Source organism: Pseudomonas sp. LLC-1 (assembly GCF_002992185.1).
In the GTDB taxonomy this organism is placed as follows: Bacteria; Pseudomonadota; Gammaproteobacteria; order Pseudomonadales; family Pseudomonadaceae; genus Aquipseudomonas; species Aquipseudomonas monteilii.
Map to the genome: position 1 here is coordinate 18,219 of NZ_LUVY01000002.1, position 23,620 is coordinate 41,838.

23 protein-coding genes are annotated in these 23,620 nt (G+C 64.1%); 9 read left to right on the top strand and 14 right to left on the bottom strand.

The genetic code is table 11. The annotated features are described in order from the left end of the window. The first annotated feature begins 22 nt into the window (after positions 1-22). Complete coding sequence (gene phnX / locus A0O30_RS00155) at positions 23-850, top strand: phosphonoacetaldehyde hydrolase (protein WP_105945156.1); 828 nt, start codon at positions 23-25, stop codon at positions 848-850. A 138-nt stretch (positions 851-988) separates the two neighbouring features. On the opposite strand, the gene A0O30_RS00160 is transcribed toward phnX, so the two are convergent. After that, complete coding sequence (locus tag A0O30_RS00160; protein WP_105945157.1) at positions 989-2,053, bottom strand: AI-2E family transporter; 1,065 nt, start codon at positions 2,051-2,053, stop codon at positions 989-991. Positions 2,054-2,186: 133 nt separating this feature from the next. Between A0O30_RS00160 and yegQ the strand changes: the two genes are divergently transcribed. From yegQ to A0O30_RS00180, 4 genes are all read left to right on the top strand, one after another. Further along, complete coding sequence (yegQ, locus tag A0O30_RS00165; protein WP_060500503.1) at positions 2,187-3,521, top strand: tRNA 5-hydroxyuridine modification protein YegQ; 1,335 nt, start codon at positions 2,187-2,189, stop codon at positions 3,519-3,521. A gap of 77 nt (positions 3,522-3,598) precedes the next feature. Then, complete coding sequence (locus A0O30_RS00170) at positions 3,599-4,027, top strand: DUF411 domain-containing protein (RefSeq protein ID WP_105945158.1); 429 nt, start codon at positions 3,599-3,601, stop codon at positions 4,025-4,027. Continuing rightward, positions 4,027-4,464, top strand: a complete 438-nt coding sequence (locus tag A0O30_RS00175) for a YqaA family protein (protein ID WP_105945159.1) — start codon at positions 4,027-4,029, stop codon at positions 4,462-4,464. Before A0O30_RS00170 ends, A0O30_RS00175 begins: the two co-directional genes overlap by 1 nt. A gap of 75 nt (positions 4,465-4,539) precedes the next feature. Continuing rightward, on the top strand, positions 4,540-5,538 hold the full coding sequence (locus tag A0O30_RS00180) for an alpha/beta fold hydrolase (protein WP_105945160.1): 999 nt from the start codon (positions 4,540-4,542) through the stop codon (positions 5,536-5,538). Between the two features lie 29 nt (positions 5,539-5,567). Here A0O30_RS00180 and zapE read toward each other — a convergent pair whose 3' ends face one another. From zapE to A0O30_RS00205, 5 genes are all read right to left on the bottom strand, one after another. After that, positions 5,568-6,674, bottom strand: coding sequence for a cell division protein ZapE (zapE, locus tag A0O30_RS00185; protein WP_105945161.1), 1,107 nt, complete (start codon positions 6,672-6,674; stop codon positions 5,568-5,570). A 147-nt stretch (positions 6,675-6,821) separates the two neighbouring features. Continuing rightward, positions 6,822-7,973 (bottom strand): PQQ-dependent sugar dehydrogenase, encoded by a 1,152-nt coding sequence (locus A0O30_RS00190; RefSeq protein ID WP_105945162.1) that lies wholly within the window; start codon positions 7,971-7,973, stop codon positions 6,822-6,824. Between the two features lie 22 nt (positions 7,974-7,995). Then, entirely contained in the window at positions 7,996-8,313 is a 318-nt protein-coding gene (locus A0O30_RS00195) for a hypothetical protein (protein ID WP_105945163.1), read from the bottom strand. Between the two features lie 223 nt (positions 8,314-8,536). Then, entirely contained in the window at positions 8,537-9,502 is a 966-nt protein-coding gene (speB, locus tag A0O30_RS00200) for an agmatinase (RefSeq protein ID WP_105945164.1), read from the bottom strand. Positions 9,503-9,527: 25 nt separating this feature from the next. Further along, positions 9,528-10,607 (bottom strand): extracellular solute-binding protein, encoded by a 1,080-nt coding sequence (locus A0O30_RS00205; RefSeq protein WP_105945165.1) that lies wholly within the window; start codon positions 10,605-10,607, stop codon positions 9,528-9,530. Positions 10,608-10,709: 102 nt separating this feature from the next. Here A0O30_RS00205 and A0O30_RS00210 point away from each other — a divergent pair, with 102 nt between their 5' ends. Next, positions 10,710-11,600: a LysR family transcriptional regulator gene (locus A0O30_RS00210; protein WP_105945166.1), complete on the top strand. Its 891-nt coding sequence runs from the start codon at positions 10,710-10,712 to the stop codon at positions 11,598-11,600. A 40-nt stretch (positions 11,601-11,640) separates the two neighbouring features. On the opposite strand, the gene A0O30_RS00215 is transcribed toward A0O30_RS00210, so the two are convergent. Continuing rightward, complete coding sequence (locus tag A0O30_RS00215; RefSeq protein WP_105945167.1) at positions 11,641-14,067, bottom strand: TonB-dependent receptor; 2,427 nt, start codon at positions 14,065-14,067, stop codon at positions 11,641-11,643. Between the two features lie 165 nt (positions 14,068-14,232). Beyond that, the gene (locus A0O30_RS00220) at positions 14,233-15,357 is read right to left on the bottom strand and encodes a sigma-70 family RNA polymerase sigma factor (RefSeq protein WP_105945168.1); all 1,125 of its coding nucleotides are present in this window, start codon (positions 15,355-15,357) and stop codon (positions 14,233-14,235) included. A 134-nt stretch (positions 15,358-15,491) separates the two neighbouring features. On the opposite strand from A0O30_RS00220, the gene A0O30_RS00225 reads away from it, so the two are divergent. Beyond that, positions 15,492-15,974, top strand: a complete 483-nt coding sequence (locus A0O30_RS00225) for an LEA type 2 family protein (protein ID WP_105945169.1) — start codon at positions 15,492-15,494, stop codon at positions 15,972-15,974. A gap of 17 nt (positions 15,975-15,991) precedes the next feature. Here the strand turns inward: A0O30_RS00225 and A0O30_RS00230 are convergent, their stop codons facing one another. After that, positions 15,992-16,255, bottom strand: coding sequence for a hypothetical protein (locus tag A0O30_RS00230; protein ID WP_060500481.1), 264 nt, complete (start codon positions 16,253-16,255; stop codon positions 15,992-15,994). 129 nt (positions 16,256-16,384) lie between these two features. Between A0O30_RS00230 and A0O30_RS00235 the strand changes: the two genes are divergently transcribed. Continuing rightward, a complete protein-coding gene (locus A0O30_RS00235) occupies positions 16,385-16,705 on the top strand; it encodes a YqjD family protein (protein ID WP_060500479.1) in 321 nt (106 codons plus the stop codon). Between the two features lie 22 nt (positions 16,706-16,727). On the opposite strand, the gene A0O30_RS00240 is transcribed toward A0O30_RS00235, so the two are convergent. Then, entirely contained in the window at positions 16,728-17,345 is a 618-nt protein-coding gene (locus A0O30_RS00240) for a tRNA-(ms[2]io[6]A)-hydroxylase (RefSeq protein WP_016714954.1), read from the bottom strand. A 157-nt stretch (positions 17,346-17,502) separates the two neighbouring features. Here A0O30_RS00240 and A0O30_RS00245 point away from each other — a divergent pair, with 157 nt between their 5' ends. Then, positions 17,503-18,366 (top strand): universal stress protein, encoded by an 864-nt coding sequence (locus tag A0O30_RS00245; protein WP_019098742.1) that lies wholly within the window; start codon positions 17,503-17,505, stop codon positions 18,364-18,366. 135 nt (positions 18,367-18,501) lie between these two features. Here A0O30_RS00245 and A0O30_RS00250 read toward each other — a convergent pair whose 3' ends face one another. Genes A0O30_RS00250 through A0O30_RS00265 form a run of 4 tightly spaced genes read right to left on the bottom strand, consistent with a single transcriptional unit; the run spans position 18,502 to position 23,616 of the window. Further along, entirely contained in the window at positions 18,502-18,705 is a 204-nt protein-coding gene (locus A0O30_RS00250) for a formate dehydrogenase subunit delta (RefSeq protein ID WP_105945170.1), read from the bottom strand. Further along, the gene (fdhF, locus tag A0O30_RS00255) at positions 18,702-21,584 is read right to left on the bottom strand and encodes a formate dehydrogenase subunit alpha (protein ID WP_105945171.1); all 2,883 of its coding nucleotides are present in this window, start codon (positions 21,582-21,584) and stop codon (positions 18,702-18,704) included. Before fdhF ends, A0O30_RS00250 begins: the two co-directional genes overlap by 4 nt. Further along, positions 21,581-23,140, bottom strand: a complete 1,560-nt coding sequence (locus tag A0O30_RS00260) for an NADH-quinone oxidoreductase subunit NuoF (RefSeq protein ID WP_105945172.1) — start codon at positions 23,138-23,140, stop codon at positions 21,581-21,583. The genes fdhF and A0O30_RS00260 overlap by 4 nt, the downstream gene beginning before the upstream one ends. Next, positions 23,134-23,616 (bottom strand): formate dehydrogenase subunit gamma, encoded by a 483-nt coding sequence (locus A0O30_RS00265; protein WP_105945173.1) that lies wholly within the window; start codon positions 23,614-23,616, stop codon positions 23,134-23,136. The genes A0O30_RS00260 and A0O30_RS00265 overlap by 7 nt, the downstream gene beginning before the upstream one ends. Positions 23,617-23,620 lie beyond the last annotated feature (4 nt).

Genomic DNA, 23,620 nt, shown 5'->3' on the forward strand with positions numbered 1-23,620 from the left:
CCGAATTCAGGAATTAGCGCACATGAACTACAGCAACCCTACCCAGCTGCAAGCCGCCATCCTCGACTGGGCCGGCACCGTGGTCGACTTCGGCTCCTTCGCGCCGACCCAGATCTTCGTCGAGGCGTTCGCCGAATTCGACGTGCAAGTGACCATCGAGGAAGCCCGAGGCCCGATGGGCATGGGCAAATGGGACCACATCCGCACCCTGTGCGACGTACCGGAAATTGCCGAGCGCTACCGCAAGGTGTTCGGCCGCACCCCCACCGACGATGATGTCACCGCCATCTACAACCGCTTCATGCCGCTGCAGATCGAGAAGATCGCCGTGCACTCGGCGCTGATCCCTGGCGCCCTGGAAACCTTGACCGGCCTGCGCCAGGACGGCCTGAAGATCGGCTCCTGCTCGGGTTACCCGAAAGTGGTGATGGACAAGGTGGTGGAGCTGGCCGCGCAGAATGGCTACGTGGCCGACCATGTGGTAGCCACCGATGAAACCCCGAACGGGCGCCCATGGCCAGCCCAGGCCTTGGCCAACGTGATTGCCCTTGGCATCGATGACGTAGCGGCCTGCGTGAAGGTGGACGACACCGTGCCGGGCATTCTCGAAGGCCGCCGCGCCGGCATGTGGACCGTGGCCCTGGTGTGCTCGGGCAATGCCCTGGGGCTGACCTGGGAAGGCTACCGGGCACTGAGCGCCGAGAAGCTGGAAAGCGAGCGCACGCGCATTCACACGCTGTTCGCAGGCTCGCGCCCGCACTACCTGATCGACACCATCAACGAGCTGCCCGAAGTGATCGCCGACATCAACCGGCGCCTGGCCAAGGGTGAAATGCCGCAGGCCTCCTGACATGGCCAGTGGGGCTGCTTCGCAGCCCATCGCCGGCAAGCCAGCTCCCACAGCGACAGCGCAGCGTTCAAGATTGGCGCATTACCTGTGGGAACTGGCTTGCCGGCGATGGGCCGCAAAGCGGCCCCATTTGCGCCCTTACTGCGGCAACTGCACCTGCGGTTTGGTCGAGGCAAAGATTGCCCAACTGGACACGAACAGCGCCGCAATCAATGGCCCGATTACGAAGCCGTTGAGCCCGAACACTGCCAGCCCACCCAGCGTCGACACCAGGATCAGGTAGTCTGGCATGCGCGTGTCCTTGCCCACCAGGATCGGCCGCAAAAGGTTGTCCACCAGGCCGATCACCAGCACACCGAACGCGGTCAGGATCACCCCCGGCAATATGGCCCCGGTCAGCAGGAAATACGCTGCCACCGGCGCCCAGACGATGCCAGCGCCCACTGCTGGCAGCAGCGACAGAAACGCCATCAGCACCGCCCACACCAGCGCACTGGGGATATCCAGCACCCAGAAGATGAAGCCGCCCAGCGCCCCTTGGGTAATGGCCACCAGCACGTTGCCTTTCACCGTCGCCCGCACCACCCGGTTGAATTTCAGCTGCAAACGGCGCTTCTGGTGTTCGGGCAGTGGCACGGCCAGGCGCACACGGCGGGCCACCTCGGCCCCTTCTCTCAGGAAGAAGAACAGCAGGTACATCATGATGCCAAAGCTGATCACGAACTCGAACGTACCCTGACCGAAGCTGAACGCCTGGCTGGCCAATACCTGGCTACCCTGGGTTGCCCACTTGGTGATTTTTTCGCGCAACCCGTCGAGGTTGCCCATGCCCATGCTGTCCAGGCCATGCTGGGCGAACGCCGGGAGCATGTCCTTGCCGCGCTCGACGTAACCGGCGATGTCCAGTTGCCCGCTTTCGATACGCTGGTACAGCGTGGCCCCCTCCTGCACCAACAGCGCACTGGTGATGATCACTGGCAGGATCGCCACCAGCAGGCACACCAGCGTCGTGGTGGCTGCGGCCAGGTTGCGCCTGCGCCCAAAGCGGATCAGCAGGTGCCGCTGCAGCGGGGCAAACAGAATGCCCAGTATCACCGCCCAGAAGATCGCACCGTAGTACGGAAGCAGTATCCAGAAAAAGGCGATGGTCACCAGCGCCAAAAGTACCGCCAGGGCTTTGTTCTGTAGCGCAGCTTCGTTCATCGCAGGTCCTCGAATGGCTTCTGGGATATTAGTGCGCGCCGCTTGGGTAAAAGTGCCACCACTCCTTTGATGCAAATCAATACGCACTTTTTGCGCCGGCCCTAGCATCCGCGCCTTTTGCCCCGGTACGCACATGAACCCGACCGCCAAGCCCGAACTGCTGGCCCCCGCCGGCACCCTCAAGACCATGCGCTATGCCTTTGCCTACGGTGCCGACGCGGTCTATGCAGGCCAGCCGCGCTACAGCTTGCGGGTGCGTAACAATGAGTTCGACCATGCCAACCTGGCGCTGGGCATCCAGGAGGCGCATGCGTTGGGCAAGCGCTTTTACGTGGTGGTCAACATTGCCCCGCACAACGCCAAGCTCAAGACCTTCCTCAAAGACCTGGCGCCCGTGATCGACATGGCGCCGGATGCGCTGATCATGTCCGACCCCGGCCTGATCATGCTGGTGCGCCAGCACTTCCCGCAGATGCCGGTGCACCTGTCGGTGCAGGCCAATACGGTCAACTGGGCCAGCGTGCAGTTCTGGCAGCAACTGGGCCTGAGCCGGGTCATCCTGTCACGCGAGCTGTCGCTCGAAGAAATCGAGGAAATCCGCCAGCAGGTGCCGGGCATGGAGCTGGAGGTCTTCGTCCACGGCGCCCTGTGCATGGCCTACTCCGGCCGTTGCCTGCTGTCGGGCTACCTCAACAAGCGTGACGCCAACCAGGGTACCTGCACCAACGCCTGCCGCTGGAAGTACGACGCCACGCCAGCCACCGAGAACGCCACCGGCGACATCGTGCGCGAAGTGCAGCCCACCCTTGGCCTGGGCGCCCCGACCGAGCAGGTGTTCCTGCTGCAGGAAAGCAACCGCCCCGGCACTGAAATGCCCGCCTTCGAGGATGAACACGGCACCTACATCATGAACGCCAAGGACCTGCGTGCCATCCAGCACGTCGAGCGGCTGGCCACCATGGGCGTGCATTCGCTGAAGATCGAAGGGCGCACCAAGTCGCACTTCTACTGTGCCCGCGCGGTGCAGTCGTATCGCCAGGCCATCGACGACGCGGTGGCCGGGCGGCCGTTCGACCGCACCTTGATGGGCAACCTGGAGTCCCTTGCGCAACGAGGCTACACCGAAGGGTTCCTGCGCCGTCACGTACACGATGAGTACCAGAACTACCAGCGCGGTAATTCGGTCTCGGAGCGCCAGCAGTTCGTTGGCGAGCTGACCGGCGTGCGTGTCGATGGCCTGGCCGAGGTCAAGGTGAAGAACCGCTTCGCCGTGGGTGACCACCTGGAGCTGATGACCCCGCGCGGCAACTACCACTTCGACCTGCACCGCCTGTGCAACCGCCAGCAGCAGGCCATCGAGGTGGCGCCGGGCGATGGCCATGTGGTGTACCTGCCCATTCCGGAGCAGGTCGCGCTCGAGCATGCCCTGCTGATGCGCGACCTCGGTGCCGACGAGGCAGCAAGCTGACAGTACTGTAACGTGCAACTCAGCGGCCAGCCGCTTACGCTATGCTGCTGAACCAATGCTGGAAGGAGTGCTTTACCATGCTGCGCAAACACCTGCTGACCCTGGGGCTGCTGGCCATCACCGGGCTGGCCCAGGCCGCCGAGACCATCGATGTCTACCGTGACCCCAACTGCGGCTGCTGCAAGGCCTGGATCAGCCACCTGCGTGACAACGGGTTCACCGTCAATGACCACGTCGAGCCGAACATGAGCGCGGTGAAGCAACGCCTGGGCGTGGCACCACGCCTGGCGTCGTGCCACACGGGGGTGATCGACGGCAAGTTCGTCGAAGGCCACGTACCGGCCGAGCAGGTACGCCTGCTGGCCAAACGCAATGACCTCAAGGGCCTGGCCGTACCGGGCATGCCCATGGGTTCGCCAGGCATGGAAATGGGTGACCACAAGGACGCCTACCAGGTTATCGGCGTGACCCAGGATGGCCAGGACACCGTGGTCGCCACCTACTGATGCTCAGCCTGTGGGCGCTGTTCCTCAGCGCCTTTGGCGCCGCCACCCTGCTGCCGCTGCAATCGGAGGCCGTGCTGGTCGGCCTGTTGCTGCGCCAGCCCGAGGCCTGGGCGACCCTGCTGCTGGTGGCCACAGTGGGCAACGTGCTGGGTTCGGTGGTGAACTGGCTGTTGGGCCGGGCCATCGAGCACCTGCGCGACAAGCGCTGGTTCCCGTTCAGCGCAGCCCAGCTGGCGCGTGCGCAGCAGCGCTACCAGCGCTGGGGCCAGTGGTCGCTGTTGCTCAGCTGGATGCCAGTGATCGGGGACCCGCTGACGCTGATCGCCGGGATCATGCGCGAGCCGTTCTGGCGCTTTCTGCTGCTGGTGACCCTGGCCAAGGCTGGCCGCTATGCGGTGCTGGCGATGATTACCCTGGGCTGGTTTCACGCCTGGTAACACCTTTCACGTTCCCGACATGCGCCTGGCTGCTAAAGTCGCCCATTCCTACATGGCCCTACATGGAGTGCCCCCATGCTGCGCGCAACCGCCCTGGCCCTGGCCTGCCTTGTCGGCAGCCCGGCCATCGCCGCCGAGTCACCCACCTACGGCCCTCAGCTCGAAGGCTTCAGCTACCCACACCCGCTCAAGCATTTTGACTTCAAGTCCCAGGGCCAGGCCCTGCAGATGGGTTATATGGACGTCCCCGCGCAAGGCCAGGCCAACGGCCACAGCGTAGTGCTGATGCACGGCAAGAACTTCTGCGCCGCCACCTGGGAAACCACCATCGACGCCCTGAGCAAGGCCGGCTACCGTGTGATCGCGCCCGACCAGATCGGTTTCTGTACCTCCAGCAAACCGGCGTATTACCAGTACACGTTCCAGCAACTGGCAAACAATACCCATGCCTTGCTTGAACAACTGGGCGTGAAGCAGGCCATCGTGCTCGGCCATTCCACCGGCGGCATGCTCGCCACACGTTATGCGCTGATGTACCCGCAGCAGGTGGAACGCCTGGCCATGGTCAACCCGATTGGCCTGGAAGACTGGAAAGCCCTCGGCGTGCCCTACCGCACCGTGGACCAGTGGTATGCCCGCGAGCTCAAGCTGGATGCCGAAGGTGTGCGCGAATATGAGCGCAAGACTTACTACGCCGGGCGCTGGAAGCCGGAGTACGAACGCTGGGTGCAGATGCTGGTGGGCCTGAACAAGGGGCCGGGGCATGAAGCGGTGGCTTGGAACTCGGCGCTGATCTACGACATGATCTTCACCCAGCCGGTGTACCACGAGTTCAAGGACCTGCAGATGCCGACGCTGCTGCTGATCGGCGACAAGGACACCACCGCCATCGGCAGTGATATTGCGCCGCCAGACGTGAAGGCGAAGCTGGGCAAGTATGAAGTGCTGGGGCCGCAGGTGGCCAAGCTGATTCCCAAGGGTGAACTGATCACCTTTGAAGGCATGGGGCATGCGCCACAGATCGAAGAGCCCGTGCGGTTCAATCGCACGCTGGTGGAGTGGTTGGGCAAATGAAACGGGGGCGCTTAGCGCCCCTGCACCTTTCAGCCAAACCGCTGGAGTTGCATCTCCCGCAACCGGCTCAAGGTCCGCTGATACGGGAACGCCAGATACCCCTGCGTGTAGAGCCTTTCAAGCGGCACCTCTGCCTCCAGGTACAGCGCCACCCGGCGGTCGTAGCATTCGTCAACCAAGGCGATGAAGCGGCGTACCGCATCGTCCTTGGGTGACAGTGCTGGCAACTCACGGTCGCCCGCCACCACGCGCGCTGCGCCGTCTTCGGTGCCACGGGCAATGCGCCCGGCTTGCTGCTCACCGCCCAGTGCCGGAATACCCGACACCAGAATGGCCGGAAAACGGTCGCAAAGCGCCATGAACTCCATGGCCGCCAGGGGTTGTTCGCACAGGTCGGTGAAGCGGCACCAGATAGCCTGCTCGCTGCGCCGCACGACCTGCACCTGCCTGGACCCGATGGCCAACGGCTGGTCACTGCCTGCAGCGTCCGGGCTGACCTGGCGGAACACCTCCCCCAGCTGGCTGACCTGTCCCGCTTCTGCCACCCAATAGCGCTGCCGCGCTGCGCCGGGGTGAAGGCGATGGTCCTGCTCGCCCGCCACCGACAATACTTGCATGTGCCGCTGGATCGCGCCGATGGCGGGTAGGAACCGCTCACGGTTGAAGCCGTCGCGGTAAAGCTGCTCAGGGGGCTGGTTGGATGTAGCGACAATGACTACGCCCTGATCGAACAGCACCTGAAACAGGCGGCCGAGGATGATCGCATCGCCGATGTCGTTGACGAACAGTTCGTCGAAGCAGAGCACGCGGATCTGCCCGGCCAGTTCCCGGGCCAGCGCCAACAACGGGTCGGCAGTGCCGCTGAGCTGGAACAGGCGCTGATGCACCCAGGCCATGAAGTGGTGGAAGTGCTGGCGTCGGCTGGGGATGCGCAGACAGCGGTGAAACTGGTCCATCAACCAGGTCTTGCCACGGCCAACCGGGCCCCAAAGGTAGATGCCCTGGGTGGAGCGGCCCTGTTCGACGGCCAGGAAGCACGCTTGCAGCGCCTCGACGGCGCGGGCCTGGGCAGGGTCGGCGACATAGCCCTGAGTGGTCAGGGCTTGCTGGTAGAGGGATTGGGGTTCGATAGCCATGCACCATTCTACATGTACTCTGTGGGAGCGGCCTTGTGTCGCGAAAGGGCCGCAACGCGGCCCCAGGATCTCTGCATCTGTGCATGAATTGCCGGGGCTGCTTTGCAGCCCTTTCGCGACACAAGGCCGCTCCCACAGAGGACCGTGTCAGACTCCGTCGGCCAGGCCTACCTTCAGCAACGCGCCATCCTTGTCATCGGTCAGCACATACAGGTACCCATCCGGCCCTACCCGCACATCGCGGATTCGGGCCTTCAGGTCCCCCAGCAGGCGCTCTTCATGCACCACCTTGTCGCCGTCCAGCTGCAAGCGAATCAGCTCCTGCGTTGCCAGCGCACCAATGAACAGGTTGTGGTCCCAGGCCTTGAACGTGGGGCTGTCGTAGAACGCCATGCCGCTGATGCCTGGCGACTTCTCCCACACATGGTGTGGGTCGACCATGCCATCGACGTGCTTGCCCTTGGCCTCGGGGATCGGCAGCAGCGAGTAGTTGATGCCGTGGGTCGCAATCGGCCAGCCGTAGTTCTTGCCGGGCTCGGGGATGTTGATTTCGTCACCACCTCGCGGGCCGTGCTCGTGGGTCCACAGCTTGCCGGTCCACGGGTTGAGCGCGGCGCCTTGCTGGTTGCGGTGGCCGAACGACCAGATTTCCGGTCGCACGTTGTCCTTGCCTACAAAGGGGTTGTCCTTGGGTACTTCACCATCGGGAAGGATGCGCACGATCTTGCCTTGCAGCTTGTCCAGGTCCTGGGCAGTGGGGCGCTGGTTGTTCTCGCCCAGGGCGATGAACAGGTAGCCGTTGCGGTCGAACACCAGCCGCGAGCCGAAGTGGTTACCCACCGACAGCTTGGGCTGCTGGCGGAAGATCACGCTGAAGTTTTCCAGCCGGGCCCGGTCTTCGGACAGCTGGCCACGGCCGACCGCGGTGCCGGCCTTGCCGTCACTGCCCTCCTCGGCGTAGGACAGGTATACGGTACGGTCTTTGTCGAACTCCGGCGACAGCACCACATCCAGCAGGCCACCCTGGCCCTCGGCCCAGACCTTGGGCACACCGCTGATCGGCGGGCCGACCTTGCCCTCGGCGTTGACCAGCCGCAGGTTGCCGACGCGCTCGGACACCAGCATGTCCTTGCCACCCGGCAAGAAAGCCAAAGCCCAAGGGTTGCGCAGGCCATCGGCCACGGTGCTGACCGTCAAGGTGCCCTCTTCACTGCGAAACTGTTGCTCTGCCGCTGCCTGTGTCAGCAGGGGCATCAGTGCGGCGGCAGTCAGGGTAGCTAGCCAGGTTGCTCTGGGCATGCAGGATTCCTTTCGTATGGGCTTAGGGCGCACGCGTGCTGTCGCGCGGCGGCCGGGTGGGTTCCAGGTTCGGGGTTTGCTGCTGGCGGCGCAGGTTGTCGCCATTGCCAATGCCGCGGTTGTCCAGGCTGGGCGTGCGTTGGTACGGGTCGGTGGACGGGCCACGCACGGGGGGCGCGGCGGGCATGCTGCCTTGGCGGCTGTTGGGGTTGGCGCGCTGGATCGGGCTGTTGTAGGGGTTGTTGTTGCCGGCAGCGAGCTGCAACGGTGGCTGCGCAACAGCGTGCGCGGGCAGGCACAAGGCCAGGCCAAGCGCCAGGATGGGCAATGACGGGTTCATGCTTCACCTCCTGTACGAAAATGCCGCGCCTGGGGGTTTTGATAGCCTAAGGCGCGAGGGGTTCGCGGCAAAAGTGTGAATGCGGGTGGAGTTGATTCCTGATGTTTCAGTATGGACCTTGGGGCTGCCATGCAGCCCTTTCGCGACACAAGGCCGCTCACAAAGGAACGCGTACCCTTGTGAGCGGCCTTGTGTCGCGAAAGGGCCGCAAATCGGCCCCCGATTACTGGCCTTTGTCTACCTTGTGCCGCGCCGCATACAAGCACAGCATCTCCATCGCCAACGTCGCCCCGGCCAATGCGGTGATGTCGGCATGGTCATAGGCCGGCGCCACTTCCACCAGGTCCATGCCCACCAGGTTGATGCCGCGCAGCCCGCCCAGAATCTCCAGCGCCTGCACCGTGCTCAGCCCGCCACACACTGGCGTACCCGTGCCAGGCGCATAAGCCGGGTCGAGGCAGTCGATATCGAACGTCAGGTACACCGGCCGGTCGCCCACCCGCTGACGAATCGCCGCAATGATCGCCTCGGTGCCCTGACGGTGTACCTGCCGGGCATCCAGGATGGCAAAGCCCTGGCTGTCGTCGTTGGTGGTGCGCAGGCCGATCTGCACCGAGCTGCCCGGGTCTACCAGGCCTTCACGGGCGGCATGCCAGAACATGGTGCCATGGTCGATTCGCTTGCCCTCCTCGTCCGGCCAGGTATCGCTGTGGGCATCGAAGTGAATCAGCGCCAGCGGGCCATGGCGGCGAGCGTGAGCCTTGAGCAGCGGGTAGCTGATGAAGTGGTCGCCGCCCAAGGTGAGCATGGCGCAACCCGCCTGCAAGATGTGCTCGGCATGGGCCTCGATGCTGTCCGGCACCGACTGCGGCGTGCCACTGTCGAAGGCGCAGTCGCCGTAGTCGATCACTGCCAGGTGGTCGAACGGGTCGAACGCCCACGGCCAGTGCCGGGCCCAGGCCTGCTGCACCGAGGCGGCGCGGATCGCGCGCGGTCCAAAGCGTGCGCCAGGGCGGTTGCTGGTGGCGGTATCGAACGGCACGCCGCTGACGACCACATCCACACCACGCAGGTCGCGGCTGTAGCGTCGGCGGGAGAAACTGGTAATGCCGGCGTAGGTACTTTCTGCGGCAGTGCCGTACAGGCTGTCGCGGGTCATCGCCTGGTCATTGCTTACGGCTTGGTCCACGGTCGGGCTCCTGGGTTGTTATGGGTTATTGCCGGGTGCGGAAGGCCGTCCACAGGCGGTTGCGCTGGCGCAGGTCGGACAGCGCCATGCTGCGGTCGGCGAACAGGCGCTGGCGCACTTCGGCCGGCGGGTAGATGTCGGGGTCGTTGCGCACCGCTTCGTCCACCAGCGGCGTGGCCGCCTGGTTGGCGTTGGCAAAGAACAGCGTGTTGGTCAGCGCAGCCACCGACTCTGGCTTGAGCATGAAGGCGATGAACGCACGCGCTGCCTCGGGGTGCGGGGCGTCCTTGGGGATGACCAGGTTGTCCTGCCACACCAGCGTGCCTTCGCGGGGGATACGGTAAATCAGCTCGAACGGCTTGCCGGCACGGCGCGCCTGGTCGGCGGCCATCGCCGCATCGCCGTTGTAGGTCAGCGCCAGGCACACACTGCCATTGGCCAGGTCGCTGATCTGCCGGCCATTGGCGACGTAGCTGATCGAGGGTTGCAGTTGGCTCAGCAGGCGCTGCGCAGCCGCCAGATCATCCTTGTTCTGGCTGTACGGGTCCTTGCCCAGGTAGTTGAGGGCCACGCCAATCACCTCCTGCGGTGAATCGGGCATGGCAATGCCGCAATCCTTCAGGCGGCTGGCGTATTCGGGCTTGAACAGCAGGTCGAGGCTGTCCAGCGGCACATCACCCAGGCGCTGGCGCACCGCTTCCACGTTCACACCCAGGCCCAAGGTGCCCCAGGTGTACGGCACAGCGTGGCGGTTCCCGGGGTCGGCCTCGGCAAGCTTGGCCAGCAGGTCCTTGTCGAGGTTGCTGTAGCCGGGCATGGCCTGGGGGGCGAGCGGTTGCAGGGCGTTGGCCTTCAGCGCCCGGGCCAGTACGGTCGACGATGGCACCACCACGTCGTAGCCACTGCCACCGGTCAGCAGCTTGGTTTCCAGTACTTCGGTGGTGTCGAAGGTGTCGTAGCGCACCTTGTAGCCGGTTTCCTGCTCGAAGCGCTTGAGGGTTTGCGGGGCAACGTAGTCGGCCCAGCTGTAGAGGTTGACGACCTTTTCTTCGGCTTGCAGCGGCAAGGCCAGAACCAGGGACAACAGGCACAACGATCGACGCATGGCGGACACCTCGGCAAATGGGTGGATGCCGCGAGCATGCCAGCCGGGTTACATTGCAGGAATGAAAAGTTTGCAAAGCTGACATTCAAAAGGAGCAATGTAATGCTCGGACAAGTGCACGACCCCGACCTGCACCTGCTGCGGCTGTTCGTCACTGTAGTCGAGGCCGGCGGCTTCAGCGCCGCACAAGGCGTGCTGGGCCTGAGCCAGCCCACCATCAGCCAGCGCATGGCACAGCTGGAAGCACGTCTGGGTTATCGCCTGTGCAGCCGGGGCAAGGGTGGCTTTCACCTCACGGAGAAAGGCACGTTGCTATTGGAGGCGACGCGCGGGCTGCTGCTGAACATCGAGCAGTTTCGCCAGCAGGCCAATGGGGTTGCCGGGCGGTTGCTGGGGACCGTGCGCATCGGCATGGCGGAGAACCAGGACAAGGCGGTGAGCCTTAAACTGGCCGCAGCCATTTCGGCATTCCGCACGCGTGAGGAAGCAGTGCAACTGGAACTGATCAGTGCGCCGCCAGCGGAGCTGGAACGGCTGTTGCTGGAGCAGCGGCTGGACTATGCCATCAGCTACTTCTCCGGCAACCAGGCGGCCTTTGATTACCAGCCACTGTTCGAGGAGCGACAGCGGCTTTATTGCGGAAAGAAGCATGTGCTGTTTGGTGTAAAGGACGTTGAACATGAGCGGCTGCTGGACATGGATCAGGTCTGCCACCCGTACCGGTTTCTCAAAGGCGGCGAGCCGTTTCAGAGCCGGCGCAGCATGGCCGTGGCGGAGCAGATCGAGAGCGTACTGACGTTCATTTTGTCGGGGCGGCACATTGGCTATCTGCCGTGCCATTGTGCGCTGGGGTGGGAAGCCGAAGGGTTGTTGTGGGCGCTGGACCCGGGGCTGGATTTTGTGGTGCCGTTTACCCTGGCTCGGCACCGGGCACAAGCGGTGGGCGAGGCCCAGCAGGCGTTTGCGCAGGATTTGCTGGCAGCGTTTGCCTGAACTGGCCTCTGTGGCAGCGGGCCAGAACAGACAACATCAATCAGTAAGCCATGCTCCAGGTCAAGGTGTAAGTACGCCCACGCCCTTGATAGTCATACAGGTACGCCGGCCCATAAGTCGGCGAATAGAACAACGTCGCACGCTGCCCCCAGACCGTGCTGTACTGCTTGTCCAGCAGGTTCTGGATGCCGGCGCTGAAGGTGCCGAAGCCGGTGTCCTGGCTGCCCAGCAGGTCGAAGGTGGTGTAGCCGTCGATCTCGTGGTCGGCATCGTCCTTCAGGCTGAAGGCATGGTTGGCCTGCAACCGCGCACTGCGGCCATCGCCCTTCCAGCCGACAAATGCAGTGGCCTTGGACAACGAGGCATAACGGGCATCACGCTTGATCCAGCCACCGTCGGCAGCCTCTTCCTCGGAGCGGGTCAGGTGCAAGGTACCGCCTGCCTCCCAGCCGGTCTGGAAATGCCGGGTCAGCGCACTTTCAAAGCCGAAGTCGCGGCTCTTCTGCTCTTCCACGTTGATGGTCAGCGTTTGCGAATCGACGTTGATGATCTTGTCCGACCAGATGTAGTACAGCGCCGCCTGGGCATCCCAGTCCAAATCGGCAAAGCGCCAGCCCAGTTCCACCTGGCGGCTCTTGATGCCGGCCAGCGGGTTGTCGGCCACACTCAGGCCTGGCTTGCCGTAGTACTTGGCCGGGTCCGGCAGGTCGAAGCCTTCGCCGTAGTTGGTCCACACCTGATGGCCGTTCTTGAAGTCGTAAATGGCACCGACGTTGAACAGGTTGACCTGGTAGTCGTTGCTGCCACCCGGCACGCCCTTGAAGTCGCTGACGTCCACGTCCATTTGCTGGCGGCGGGCGCCGCCGGAAAAGGTCAGGTTGTCGGTGGCATGCCAGTCCAGCTGGGCGTACACCGATACACCATCGACGCGGTAGCTGGGATAGCGCGGGGCCTTGCTGTCCTTCTCCATCTCCAGACCGCCCGACTCGGACGAAGTCAGGGCATTGAACGTGGTCTGCTCGGCGTTGAAACGCTCACGGTCCAGGTCGACGCCGTAGGTCAGCTTCAGCGTGTCCCACTGCTTGGCGAACAGGCCCTTGAGGCTGGTGACCTCGAAGTTCTGCTGCGAGGCGGCGAAGTACACCCCGCGCGAGCCGGTGGGCGTGGCGCGGTTGTAGTACGGGAACGGATAGAAGTTGTCGTCTTCCTTGCGGTACGAGGCCTGCAGGTAGAAGTCCTGGCCCAGCACATCGGTGTGGTGGTAGTTGGCGTTGAGCAGCAGGCGCCGGGTACGCGGCTCCAGGTCGGACGAGTAGCCGCTGCGCAGTTCGGCATCTTCCAGGTCGGACGGTGCGTTGTAGTTGAGGTTGGGGAAGTAGATACCCGTGCTGCCGTGGTTGCCCGAGTCGTAGTACTGGGCCAGTAGGTCGAGGCTCTGCTGGTCGTTCAATTGCAGGCCCAAGGTACCGAGCACATCGAGGGTGCGGTTGTACTGCAGGTCGGTCTGGGTGTTGTCGATGAAAATCTGGTCGCCGGCACCGTCGTAGAAGGCTTCGTTCTGCTCACCGGAGATACCCAGGCGGGCATTGACCCGTTCGTTGCCGCCGCTGATCGACTGGGCGAAGCGGGTGGCCAGGTCATCGCTGTTGTTGAAACCGCTGCTGGCACCCAGCTGTGTTTCGAAGCGCGCCGGGCCGGGCTCGCCCTTCTTGGTGACGATGTTGATGATGCCGCCGGTGGCTCCGCCGCCGTAGATGGCGCTGGCGCCAGACAACACTTCGACACGCTCGACGTTGAACGGCGAGATGCTGTCGAACTGGCGCGACAGGCCACGCGAGCTGTTCTGGCTGACCCCGTCGATCATCACCAGCACGTTGCGCCCGCGCATGTTCTGGCCGTAGTTGGTGCGCCCTTCCGGCGCCAGGTCGAGGCCGGGTACCAGCTTGCCGATGGCTTCCTTCAGGCTGACGCCGCTGTCGATCTGTTCGCGCAATTGCTGCTGGTCGACCACCCAGACCGTGCCGGGGATTTCGCTGATTGCAGTGCTGGTACGCGAGGCCACGCTGACTTCGATCGGCTTGAGGTTGACCGCCTGCGGCGCAGCCTCGGCCTTGCGCAGGGTGACCGTGCGGGCATCGCTGAACTGCCAGCCCATGCCGCTGCCGGCCAGTAACTGCTGCAGGGCCTGCTCGACGTTGTAGCTGCCGTGCAACGCAGGGCTGGCCAGGCCTGCAACATCGCCCGTGGTGTACAGCAGGTGCAGGCCGGCCTGGTCGGCGAAGGCAGTCAGGGCCTGGTCCAGCGGCTGGGCTGGCAGGTCGAGCTGAACCTGGCGGGCCTGGACCTGGGCCTGGTCGGCAGCGGTGGACGCCCATGCCGACAACGGGCCGGCCAGCATGGCCAGGGCGCTGCAGGACATCAGGGCATGGTGAAGTGAACCGCGACGGCGGTGCAGGGGCTTGAGCATCAGAGGCACGAATGAGCTTCCTGACAAGTCGTAAATGAGAATGGGTTGCTGATCAGTCCCACTACGACGATCTGGCTTGCAGGAACTTGCAGTGGCAAATGGAAATTATTTTTCCTGTACCGGCCTCTTCGCGGGCAAGCCCGCGAAGAGGCCGGTACAGGCTGGTCAATGAACCACGGCCAACCACGGCAGGTAGGTCACCTTCAGGCCATAACGCTGCTCCAGCGTGCGCAACAGCGCCTCAGGCTCGTCAAGGTCAAACACCCCGCTCACCTCCATTGCCGCCAGCTTGCTATCGGACAGCACAATCCGCCCATGCCGGTATCGTTCAAGTTCCGCCAACACCTGCCCCAGCGGCTTGCCGTTGAAGATCAGCTTGCCCCGCTGCCAGGCCATCTGCGTTCCGGCATCGGCCGCTACCACCAATGGACGTTCGCCAACCTTGGCCTCACCACGCGCCAGCACCACACGGCCATCGCGGCGCACGCTGAACGTGGCTGCACCACCCTGCACACGCTCACCCGCCGTCTCGACCACAAACGGCCGCGCCTCATCAGCGGTCTCGAACAGGGCCTCACCGGCATCCAGCACCACCCGGCGTTCGTGCTCGTTGAACACCACGCTCAGCGCACTGGCGCTGTTCAATGTCACCCGTGTGCCATCTGCCAGGGTGATCACCTGCCGCTCGCCCACTGCGGTGTGGTAATCCGCCAGCAGCATCGGCGCCTGTTGCCAAGCAGCCATAGCGGCAACCAGCAACACCACGGAGGCCGCCACACCCGCCTGTTTGAGCCAGTCGCGGCAATGGCGCAGGGCCTGGCCGATGTACTTGGCCACCATGCTCTCGGAAACCCCCAGCCGCTGCGCAATCTGCGCCTGGGTCAGGCCTTCGACGCGGTTCAGCAACAACGCCTGGCGGGCATTGTCGGGCAGTTTAAGCAGCGCATCGTCAAGAATTTGCAAGCGCTCCCGGGCCAGCAACATCGCCTCGGGTGCTGGCGCCGGGCAGGCCAGTTCCGCTGCCCCGTCACAGTCGTCATGGCTGGCCGCCAGGCGCTGTTCGCGGCGCAAGGCATCGATTGCCAGGTTGCCGGCCACGCGGAAGATGAAGCTGCGCGCATGCAGCACCGGCAGCGCTTGCTCATCGATCTTGACCAGCTTCAGGTAGGTTTCCTGGGCCACGTCGGCGGCGCGCTGGCGGTCGCTCATGCGCCGGGTCAGAAACTGCAGCAGGTCGTCGTAGTGCTCCTGGAAACTCGCCAGCAGCCCCGACACGGGTGACGTCAGCATGGGTTTGGGAACAGCCAGTAGGATGAATTATCGGGCGTTAATGAGAAACAGTATCTTTCATCTGAAGGGATACTTTCAACGCCGACACGCATTTGCCACACTGACCATTCGTTCACTCTGGCAAGGTCGCCCTCATGACTGCCCGCTTGTACCGCCTTACGCAGCTACTCCTCGTGCTAGTGACGGCTTATGGCCTCACCGCCTGCGCACTGTTCCAGCCACGTGACCCGGTCAACATCAGCGTGATCGGCATCGAACCGCTGCCCGGCCAGGAACTGGAACTGCGCATGGCCGTGAAAATGCGGGTGCAAAACCCCAACGAATCGCCCATCGACTACAACGGCATTGCCCTCAACCTGGAAGTGAACGGCCAGCCGCTGGCCGCCGGGGTCAGCGACCAGCAGGGGCACATTGGCCGTTATGACGAGGCGGTGATCGTGGTGCCGGTAAGCATCACGGCATTTTCCTTCCTGCGCCAGGCCTATGGGCTGGGCAAGGTGGACTCGCTGCAGGGCCTGCCCTACAAGCTGCGCGGCAAGCTGGCCGGTGGGCTGCTGGGGACTGTGCGCTTTACCGACGAGGGCAAGCTGGACCTGCCCAAGGGCGCCTACTGGTAAGCACCTGGGGATTGTGTTCAGCGGCTGGCGCTGGCGGCGGCCATCAGCTTGTTGACTTCGCTGCGCACCATGCTGGCGTATTCGGGGGGCGTCATGCCGTCCAGCTCGGCGCGTACCCATTCGGCCCACTTGCCCTTGCGACGTGGTTTTTCGGCAATCAGCCGGGCCGCTTCGCCCTTGGCCTTGCCCAGGTTGTTCTGCCACAGCTCGAACAACCGCGCCTTCTCTGCCTCGATCTGCGCCCGTTCCTCGAAGCTCATGTTGGCCAGATTGAAACTCATGAAGGTACCTGCAGGTTTGAAAATGGCCGCTATCTTACACCCAGGCAACGCAACATCGGTAAGCCGGCGCAACTTTCCCGACGCGGCGGCATCCATTGTTCAAACCACCCCATCGACGAGGACGAGTTCATGGCCCGGAAAAACGCCGCACTGGCAGACAGCGATCAGATCAAGGACCAGGTATTCAGCGAACTGCAATCGCTGATCGAAGAATCGGAAAAGCTGCTGAACGACAGCGCTGCCCTGGTGGGCGACGAAGCAGAAACGTTACGCGCGCAGGTCAACCTGAAGCTGCGCCAGGCCCGCCAGGCGGCCAGCAATATGCGCAGCAAGGCGCAACCGGTGGTGGACGCCACCCAGGACTACATTGGTGGCCATCCGTGGCAGACCGTGGCCATTTCCGCAGGCCTTGGCCTGGTGGTGGGCCTGCTGCTGGGCCGGCGCAACTGACGGCTGGGCCGCCTGGTGCGAATCAGGCGGCCAGCGCTTGCGGAATGCCGCTGTGGAAGCGCAGTTCCTGGTCCGGTGACTGGATCAGCTCGACCTCAGCGGCACGCACCAGCTCCACGCGGCGGGCGATGTCTGCCTCATCACCGTAGTTGTGCGCCAGTTTCAGGTAGCCTTGGTAATGGCGTGCTTCGCTTTTCAGCAGGCCGTGATAGAAGCGGCCCAGCTCCTCATCCAGGTGCGGCACCAGCGCGGCAAAGCGCTCGCAGCTGCGTGCTTCGATAAATGCCCCCACCACCAGCGTATCCACCAGCTTGACCGGCTCGTGGGCGCGCACCAGGCGGCGCAGCCCCGACGCATAGCGCCCCGCCGATACCGGGCGCAGTGGCACGCCACGGCGCTTCATCAGCCGCAACACCTGTTCATGGTGCACCAGCTCTTCACGGGCCAGGCGCGACATCATGTTGATCAGGTCGAGGTGGGTGTTGTACTTGGCCATCAGGCTCAAGGCCGTGCTGGCGGCCTTGAATTCGCAGTTCTTGTGGTCGATCAGCAGGGTTTCCTGGTCGGCCAGCGCCGCTTCGATCCAGGCATCTGGCGTCGGGCAGCCAAGAAAGGCGTCGATTTCGGGGATCAGGGACATAAGCGTACAACCACACAGAACAGGCAGGGCCGGCGATTATAGCGGCGGCGGCGGGCGGCGTCAGTGACTATGCTTCTTGATGTACATCAAGCGCCAGCGGGGGGCGCGCCGTCTATAGTCAGGCATTGGTCGCCACCGTTGAAGGGAGCTAACGCCCATGCAAGCCGTCCGCAGCATCCTTGTCGTCCTCGACCCCGAGCACGCCCACAGCCGGGCGCTGACCCGGGCCAAGCTGATTGCCGGCGTGACCGGCGCACGCCTGCACCTGCTGATGTGCGACAAACGGCATGACCACCATGCGCTGCTGAGCCTGTTAAGTAGTCAGCTGCACGATGACGGCTACGACAATGTCACCCATGAAGAGGCCTGGCGCGGCAACCTGCACGACACCATCATCTACGTGCAACAGGCCGAGGGCTGCGAGCTGGTGATCAAAGAGCACCGCCCGGACAACCCGCTGAAAAAAGCCCTGCTCACCCCCAGCGACTGGAAGCTGCTGCGCCAGTGCCCGTGTGCCGTACTGATGGTGAAGAGTGAGCGGCCCTGGACGGGTGGCGTGATCCTGGCGGCGGTGGACGTGGGCAATCAGGACGAGGATCACCGCCGCCTGCATGCCAGCATCATTGACCATGGCTTCGAGATTGCCAAACTGGCCAAGGGTGAACTGCATGTCATCAGTGCCCATCCGTCACCGATGCTGTCGGCGTCGGACCCGGCTTACCAGTTGAGCGAGACCATCGAAAAGCGCTACCGCGAGGCGTGCAAGGCGTTCCAGGCAGAGTACGACATTAGCGAAGAGCGTTTGCATGTGGCCGAAGGGCCGGCGGACGTGCTGATCCCGCATACCGAGCAGAAGCTGGGGGCGGTGGTGACGGTGATCGGTACGGTGTGCCGCACCGGGATTACCGGGGCGTTGATTGGGAATACTTCGGAGGTGGTGCTGGATGCTCTGGAAGGCGATGTGCTGGTGCTAAAGAGTGAAGAGGCCATCGCCCACCAAGCCGAGTTAGCCCGAGGCTGAATTTAACCTGTCACGGCCCTATCGCCGGCAAGCCAGCTCCCACATCGACCCGATTGGCCTCAAGTCATGTGCAATACCTGTGGGAGCTGGCTTGCCGGCGATGGGCTGCGCAGCAGCCCCAATCAGCACCAGAAGCTAGGTCAACGCCTCCCGCACCTTGGGGTCCAGCCCCTCCCCTGCATTGGCCTCGATCCACTCCGCCAGCTGCCGGCGCATCGCCGGTGTCCAGAAACTCTGCAAATGCTGCCGCACCCCTTGTACCGCCAAGGCCCGGTCCGGCTCGCTGTCGAAGTAATGGGCAATCTGGTTGGCCATCTTGACCAGGTTGTCGCTGCTCATCGGCGCACCTCGGCTTTCTCCTCTGTGCGGCGCTCCTTCAGCAAACGCCGCTGTTCGTCACTGAAGTCCTGATAACGCTTCTGCCACTGCGACGGCTGGAACACTTTCACCACTTCCACCGCCGTTACCTTGTATTCCGGACAGTTGGTTGCCCAGTCGGAGTTGTCGGTGGTAATCACGTTGGCCCCCGACTCGGGGAAATGGAAGGTGGTGTACACCACGCCCGGTGCGACCCGCGCGCTGACCTTGGCACGCAGTACGGTCTGCCCGGCGCGGCTGCCAATACCCACCCAGTCACCGTCCTGGATGCCACGGCTTTCGGCATCGGTCGGGTGAATTTCCAGGCGGTCGGCGTCATGCCAGGCCACGTTGCCGGTACGGCGGGTCTGGGCGCCGACGTTGTACTGGCTAAGGATGCGCCCGGTGGTCAGCAACAGCGGGTAACGGTTGTTGACCTTCTCGTCGGTGGGCACGTAACCGGTGAGCATGAAACGCCCCTTGCCGCGCACGAACTGGTCGATGTGCATGGTCGGCGTGCCATCGGGTGCGGCGTCGTTGCACGGCCACTGCAAGCTGCCGTGGCGGTCGATTTCGGCATAGCTGACGCGGCGGAAGGTCGGCGTCAGGCGGGCGATCTCGTCCATGATCTCGGACGGGTGACGGTAGCTCATCGGGTAGCCCAAGGCGTTGGCCAAGGCCACGGTCGCCTCCCAGTCCGCCTTGCCTGCCAACGGTTCCATCACCTTGCGCACCCGCGAAATGCGCCGTTCGGCATTGGTGAAGGTGCCGTCCTTTTCCAGGAACGAGCTACCCGGTAGGAACACATGGGCAAACTTGGCCGTTTCGTTGAGGAAAATATCCTGCACCACCACACATTCCATCGCGTGCAAGGCCGCCGTGACATGCTGGGTGTTGGGGTCGCTCTGGGCGATGTCCTCACCTTGGCAGTACAACGCCTTGAAGCTGCCGTCCAGCGCGGCTTCGAACATGTTGGGAATGCGCAGGCCTGGGTCAGGCTGCAGGGTCACACCCCAGGCGCGCTCGAATTCGGCACGCACGCCTTCGTTGGAAATGTGCCGGTAGCCCGGCAGTTCATGGGGGAAAGAGCCCATGTCGCACGAGCCCTGCACGTTGTTCTGCCCGCGCAGCGGGTTCACCCCTACCCCTTCACGGCCAATGTTGCCGGTGGCCATGGCCAGGTTGGCGATGCCCATCACTGCGGTGCTGCCCTGGCTGTGCTCGGTCACGCCCAGGCCGTAGTAGATTGCCGCGTTGCCGCCTGTGGCATACAACCGGGCAGCGGCACGGATCTGTTCGGCGGGCACGCCGCAGACCGGGCCGAGCACTTCAGGGGCGTTGTCTGCCAGGCTGACGAAGTCACGCCAGCGGGCAAAGTCTTCTGTTTCGCAGCGCGCATCGATGAAGCGCTGGGCCAGCAGGCCCTCGGTGACGATCACATGAGCCAGGGCGTTGAGCATCGCCACGTTGGTGCCCGGGCGCAGTTGCAGGTGCAGCTCGGCGCGGGCATGGGGCGAGTCGACCAGGTCGATGCGCCGTGGGTCGATCACGATCAGCCGCGCGCCCTGACGCAGGCGGCGCTTGAGCTGCGAGCCGAACACCGGGTGGGCATCGGTGGGGTTGGCACCTATCACCAGCACCACGTCGGCCTGCATCACCGAATCGAAGCTTTGTGTGCCGGCCGATTCACCCAGGGTCTGCTTCAGGCCATAGCCGGTGGGTGAATGGCACACCCGCGCGCAGGTATCGACGTTGTTGTTGCCGAACGCCGTGCGCACCAGCTTTTGCACCAGATAGGCTTCTTCGTTGGTGCAGCGGCTGGAGGTGATACCGCCAATCGAGTCACGCCCGTACTTGAGCTGGATACGGCGGAACTCGCTGGCGGCATACGTCACCGCCTCGTCCCAGCTCACTTCCTGCCACGGGTCCTCCAGCCGCTTGCGGATCATCGGTTTGGTGATGCGGTCCGGGTGGGTGGCGTAGCCCCAGGCAAAACGGCCCTTGACGCACGCGTGGCCGTGGTTGGCGCCGCCGTTCTTGTCCGGGACCATGCGCACCAGTTGGTCGCCTTTCATTTCGGCGCGGAACGAACAACCGACACCGCAATAGGCGCAAGTGGTGATGACCGAGCGCTCAGGCTGGCCAAGCTGCACCAGGCTTTTTTCCGTCAGGGTTGCGGTCGGGCAAGCCTGCACGCAGGCGCCGCAGGAGACGCACTCGGAGGCCAGGAAGTTGTCTCCGCCCGCCGCCGCCACCCGCGACTCGAATCCGCGCCCGGTAATGGTCAGGGCGAAGGTACCCTGGATATCCTCGCAGGCGCGCACGCAGCGGCTGCACACAATGCACTTGCTGGGCTCGTAGTCGAAATACGGGTTGGAAACGTCCTTTTTCTCGGCCAGGTGGTTGGCGCCATCGTAGCCGTAGCGCACCTCGCGCAAGCCCACCTGGCCAGCCACGGTCTGCAGCTCGCAGTTGCCGTTGGCAGAACAGGTCAGGCAGTCCAGCGGGTGGTCGGAGATGTACAGCTCCATCACGTTGCGGCGCAGGCCAGCCAGGCGTGGGGTTTCGGTGCGTACCACCATGCCTTCGCTGACGGGCGTGGTGCAGGACGCCGGGTAGCCGCGCATGCCTTCGATTTCCACCATGCACATGCGGCACGAGCCGAAGGCTTCGAGGCTGTCGGTGGCGCAGAGCTTGGGGATGCTGGTGCCGAGCATGGCGGCAGCACGCATGACGGAAGTGCCGGCAGGCACGCTGATGGCACGGCCATCGATGCTCAGGCTGACCTGCACGTCGCTGTCACGGGCCGGGGTGCCGAGGTCGCTGCTTTTATCAGAAGCGGGGTCGAAGAAATTGATCACTGCGCGGCCTCCGTGGTGGTCAGCCCGAAATCGGCGGGGAAGTACTTGAGGGCGCTGGCCACCGGGTAGGCGGTCATGCCGCCCATGGCGCACAGCGAGCCGTACTGCATCGTGTCGCACAGGTCGCGCAGCAACAGGGCCTGGTCGTGGCGTTCGGTGAAGTCAGTCGTTGCTATCAGGCGGTCGACCACTTCCATGCCACGGGTGGAGCCGATGCGGCACGGGGTGCATTTGCCGCAGGACTCTTCAGCGCAGAACTGCAGGGCAAAGCGCGCCATGCTGGCCATGTTCAATGTGTCGTCGGCCACCACTACACCGCCATGGCCAAGCATCGCGCCCATGGCGGCGAAGGCTTCGTAATCCAGCGGGGTGTCGAAGTGGCTGGGCGGTACCCAGGCGCCGAGCGGGCCACCGACCTGCGCAGCTTTCAGCGGTCGGCCACTGGCGGTGCCGCCGCCATAGCCTTCGACCAGTTCACGAAGGGTCAGGCCGAATGCGCGTTCCACCAAACCGCCCTGGCGGATATTACCGGCCAGCTGGAACGGCATGGTGCCCAGCGAGCGGCCCATGCCGAAGTTGCGGTAAAACGCCGCCCCCTTGGCCAGAATGATGGGCACCGAAGCCAAGGTGAGCACGTTGTGTACGAGCGTCGGCAGGCCGAACAACCCTTGCAGCGCGGGCAGTGGAGGCTTGGCGCGGACGATGCCCCGCTTGCCTTCGATGGATTCGAGCAACGCGGTTTCTTCGCCGCAGATATAGGCGCCGGCGCCCACCCGCACTTCCAGGTCGAAAGACTGGCCGCTACCGGCCACGTCAGTGCCGAGATAGCCGGCATCGCGGGCGATGGCCAAGGCCTGGTCAAGCACGCGAATGGCATCGGGGTATTCCGAACGCACGTAGATGTAGCCTTTGTCGGCGCCCACAGCGAGGCCGGCAATGCTCATGCCTTCGATCAACAGGAACGGGTCGCCTTCCATCAGCATGCGGTCGGCGAAGGTACCGGAGTCGCCTTCGTCGGCGTTGCACACCACATACTTTTGCCCGGCCCCGGCGTCGCGTACGGTGCGCCACTTGATGCCAGCGGGAAACGCCGCGCCGCCACGGCCACGCAGGCCGGAATCGAGCACGGCAGCGACCACATCGGCGCCGCCCATTGCCACGGCAGCTTCCAGGCCGGCGAAACCACCCTGCGCGCGGTAGTCGTCCAGCGACAACGGGCGGGTGATACCGGCGCGGGCGAACAGCAGGCGCTGCTGGGTTTTCAGGTAAGGAATGTCTTCGACCGGCCCCAGCGCCAGCGAGTGGCCACCGGGCTCACCGGCCAGGGCATCGAGCAGCGAAGGCACGTCCTGCGGGGTGACCGGGCCAAAACCCAGGCGCCCTTGTGCGCTGTCGCACTCGACCAGCGGCTCCAGCCAGTAAAGCCCGCGTGAACTGGTGCGCTGGATATCCAGCGGTAGCTGGCGACGCTCGGCCTCGCGTTGCAAGGCATCAGCCACTTGGTCGGCCCCGACAGCACGGGCCACCGAGTCGCAGGGGATATAGAGCTTCAGCATGCTGCGTCCTCCTGGCAACCGTTGACCAATGCGCGCAGGCGCTCAGGGGTGAGCCGCGCATGCACCTGGCCGTCCAGCTCCAGCGCCGGCGAGCAGGCGCAGGCTCCCAGGCAGTACACCGGGCGCAGGCTGATGGCGCCGTCGGCGCTGATGCCGTGGTCGTCCAGTGCCAGCTGTTCGCGCAATTGCGCGGCCAGGGCCTCGGCGCCACGGCTCTGGCACGACTCGGCGCGGCACAGGCGCAAGGTGTGGCGCGCAGGCGGCGTGGTGCGGAAGTCGTGATAGAAGCTGATCACCCCGCGCACCTCGGCCAGGCTGAGGTTCAGGGCATGGGCGATTTCGGGAACAGCTGCATCGGGGATATAGCCGATGTCGTGCTGGATGGCATGCAGGATCGGCAACAAGGCGCCTGGGGTAGCCTTGTCACGGGCCAGAATGCGCTGGATAACGGGCAGGTGGAGCAATTCATCAGGCATACAG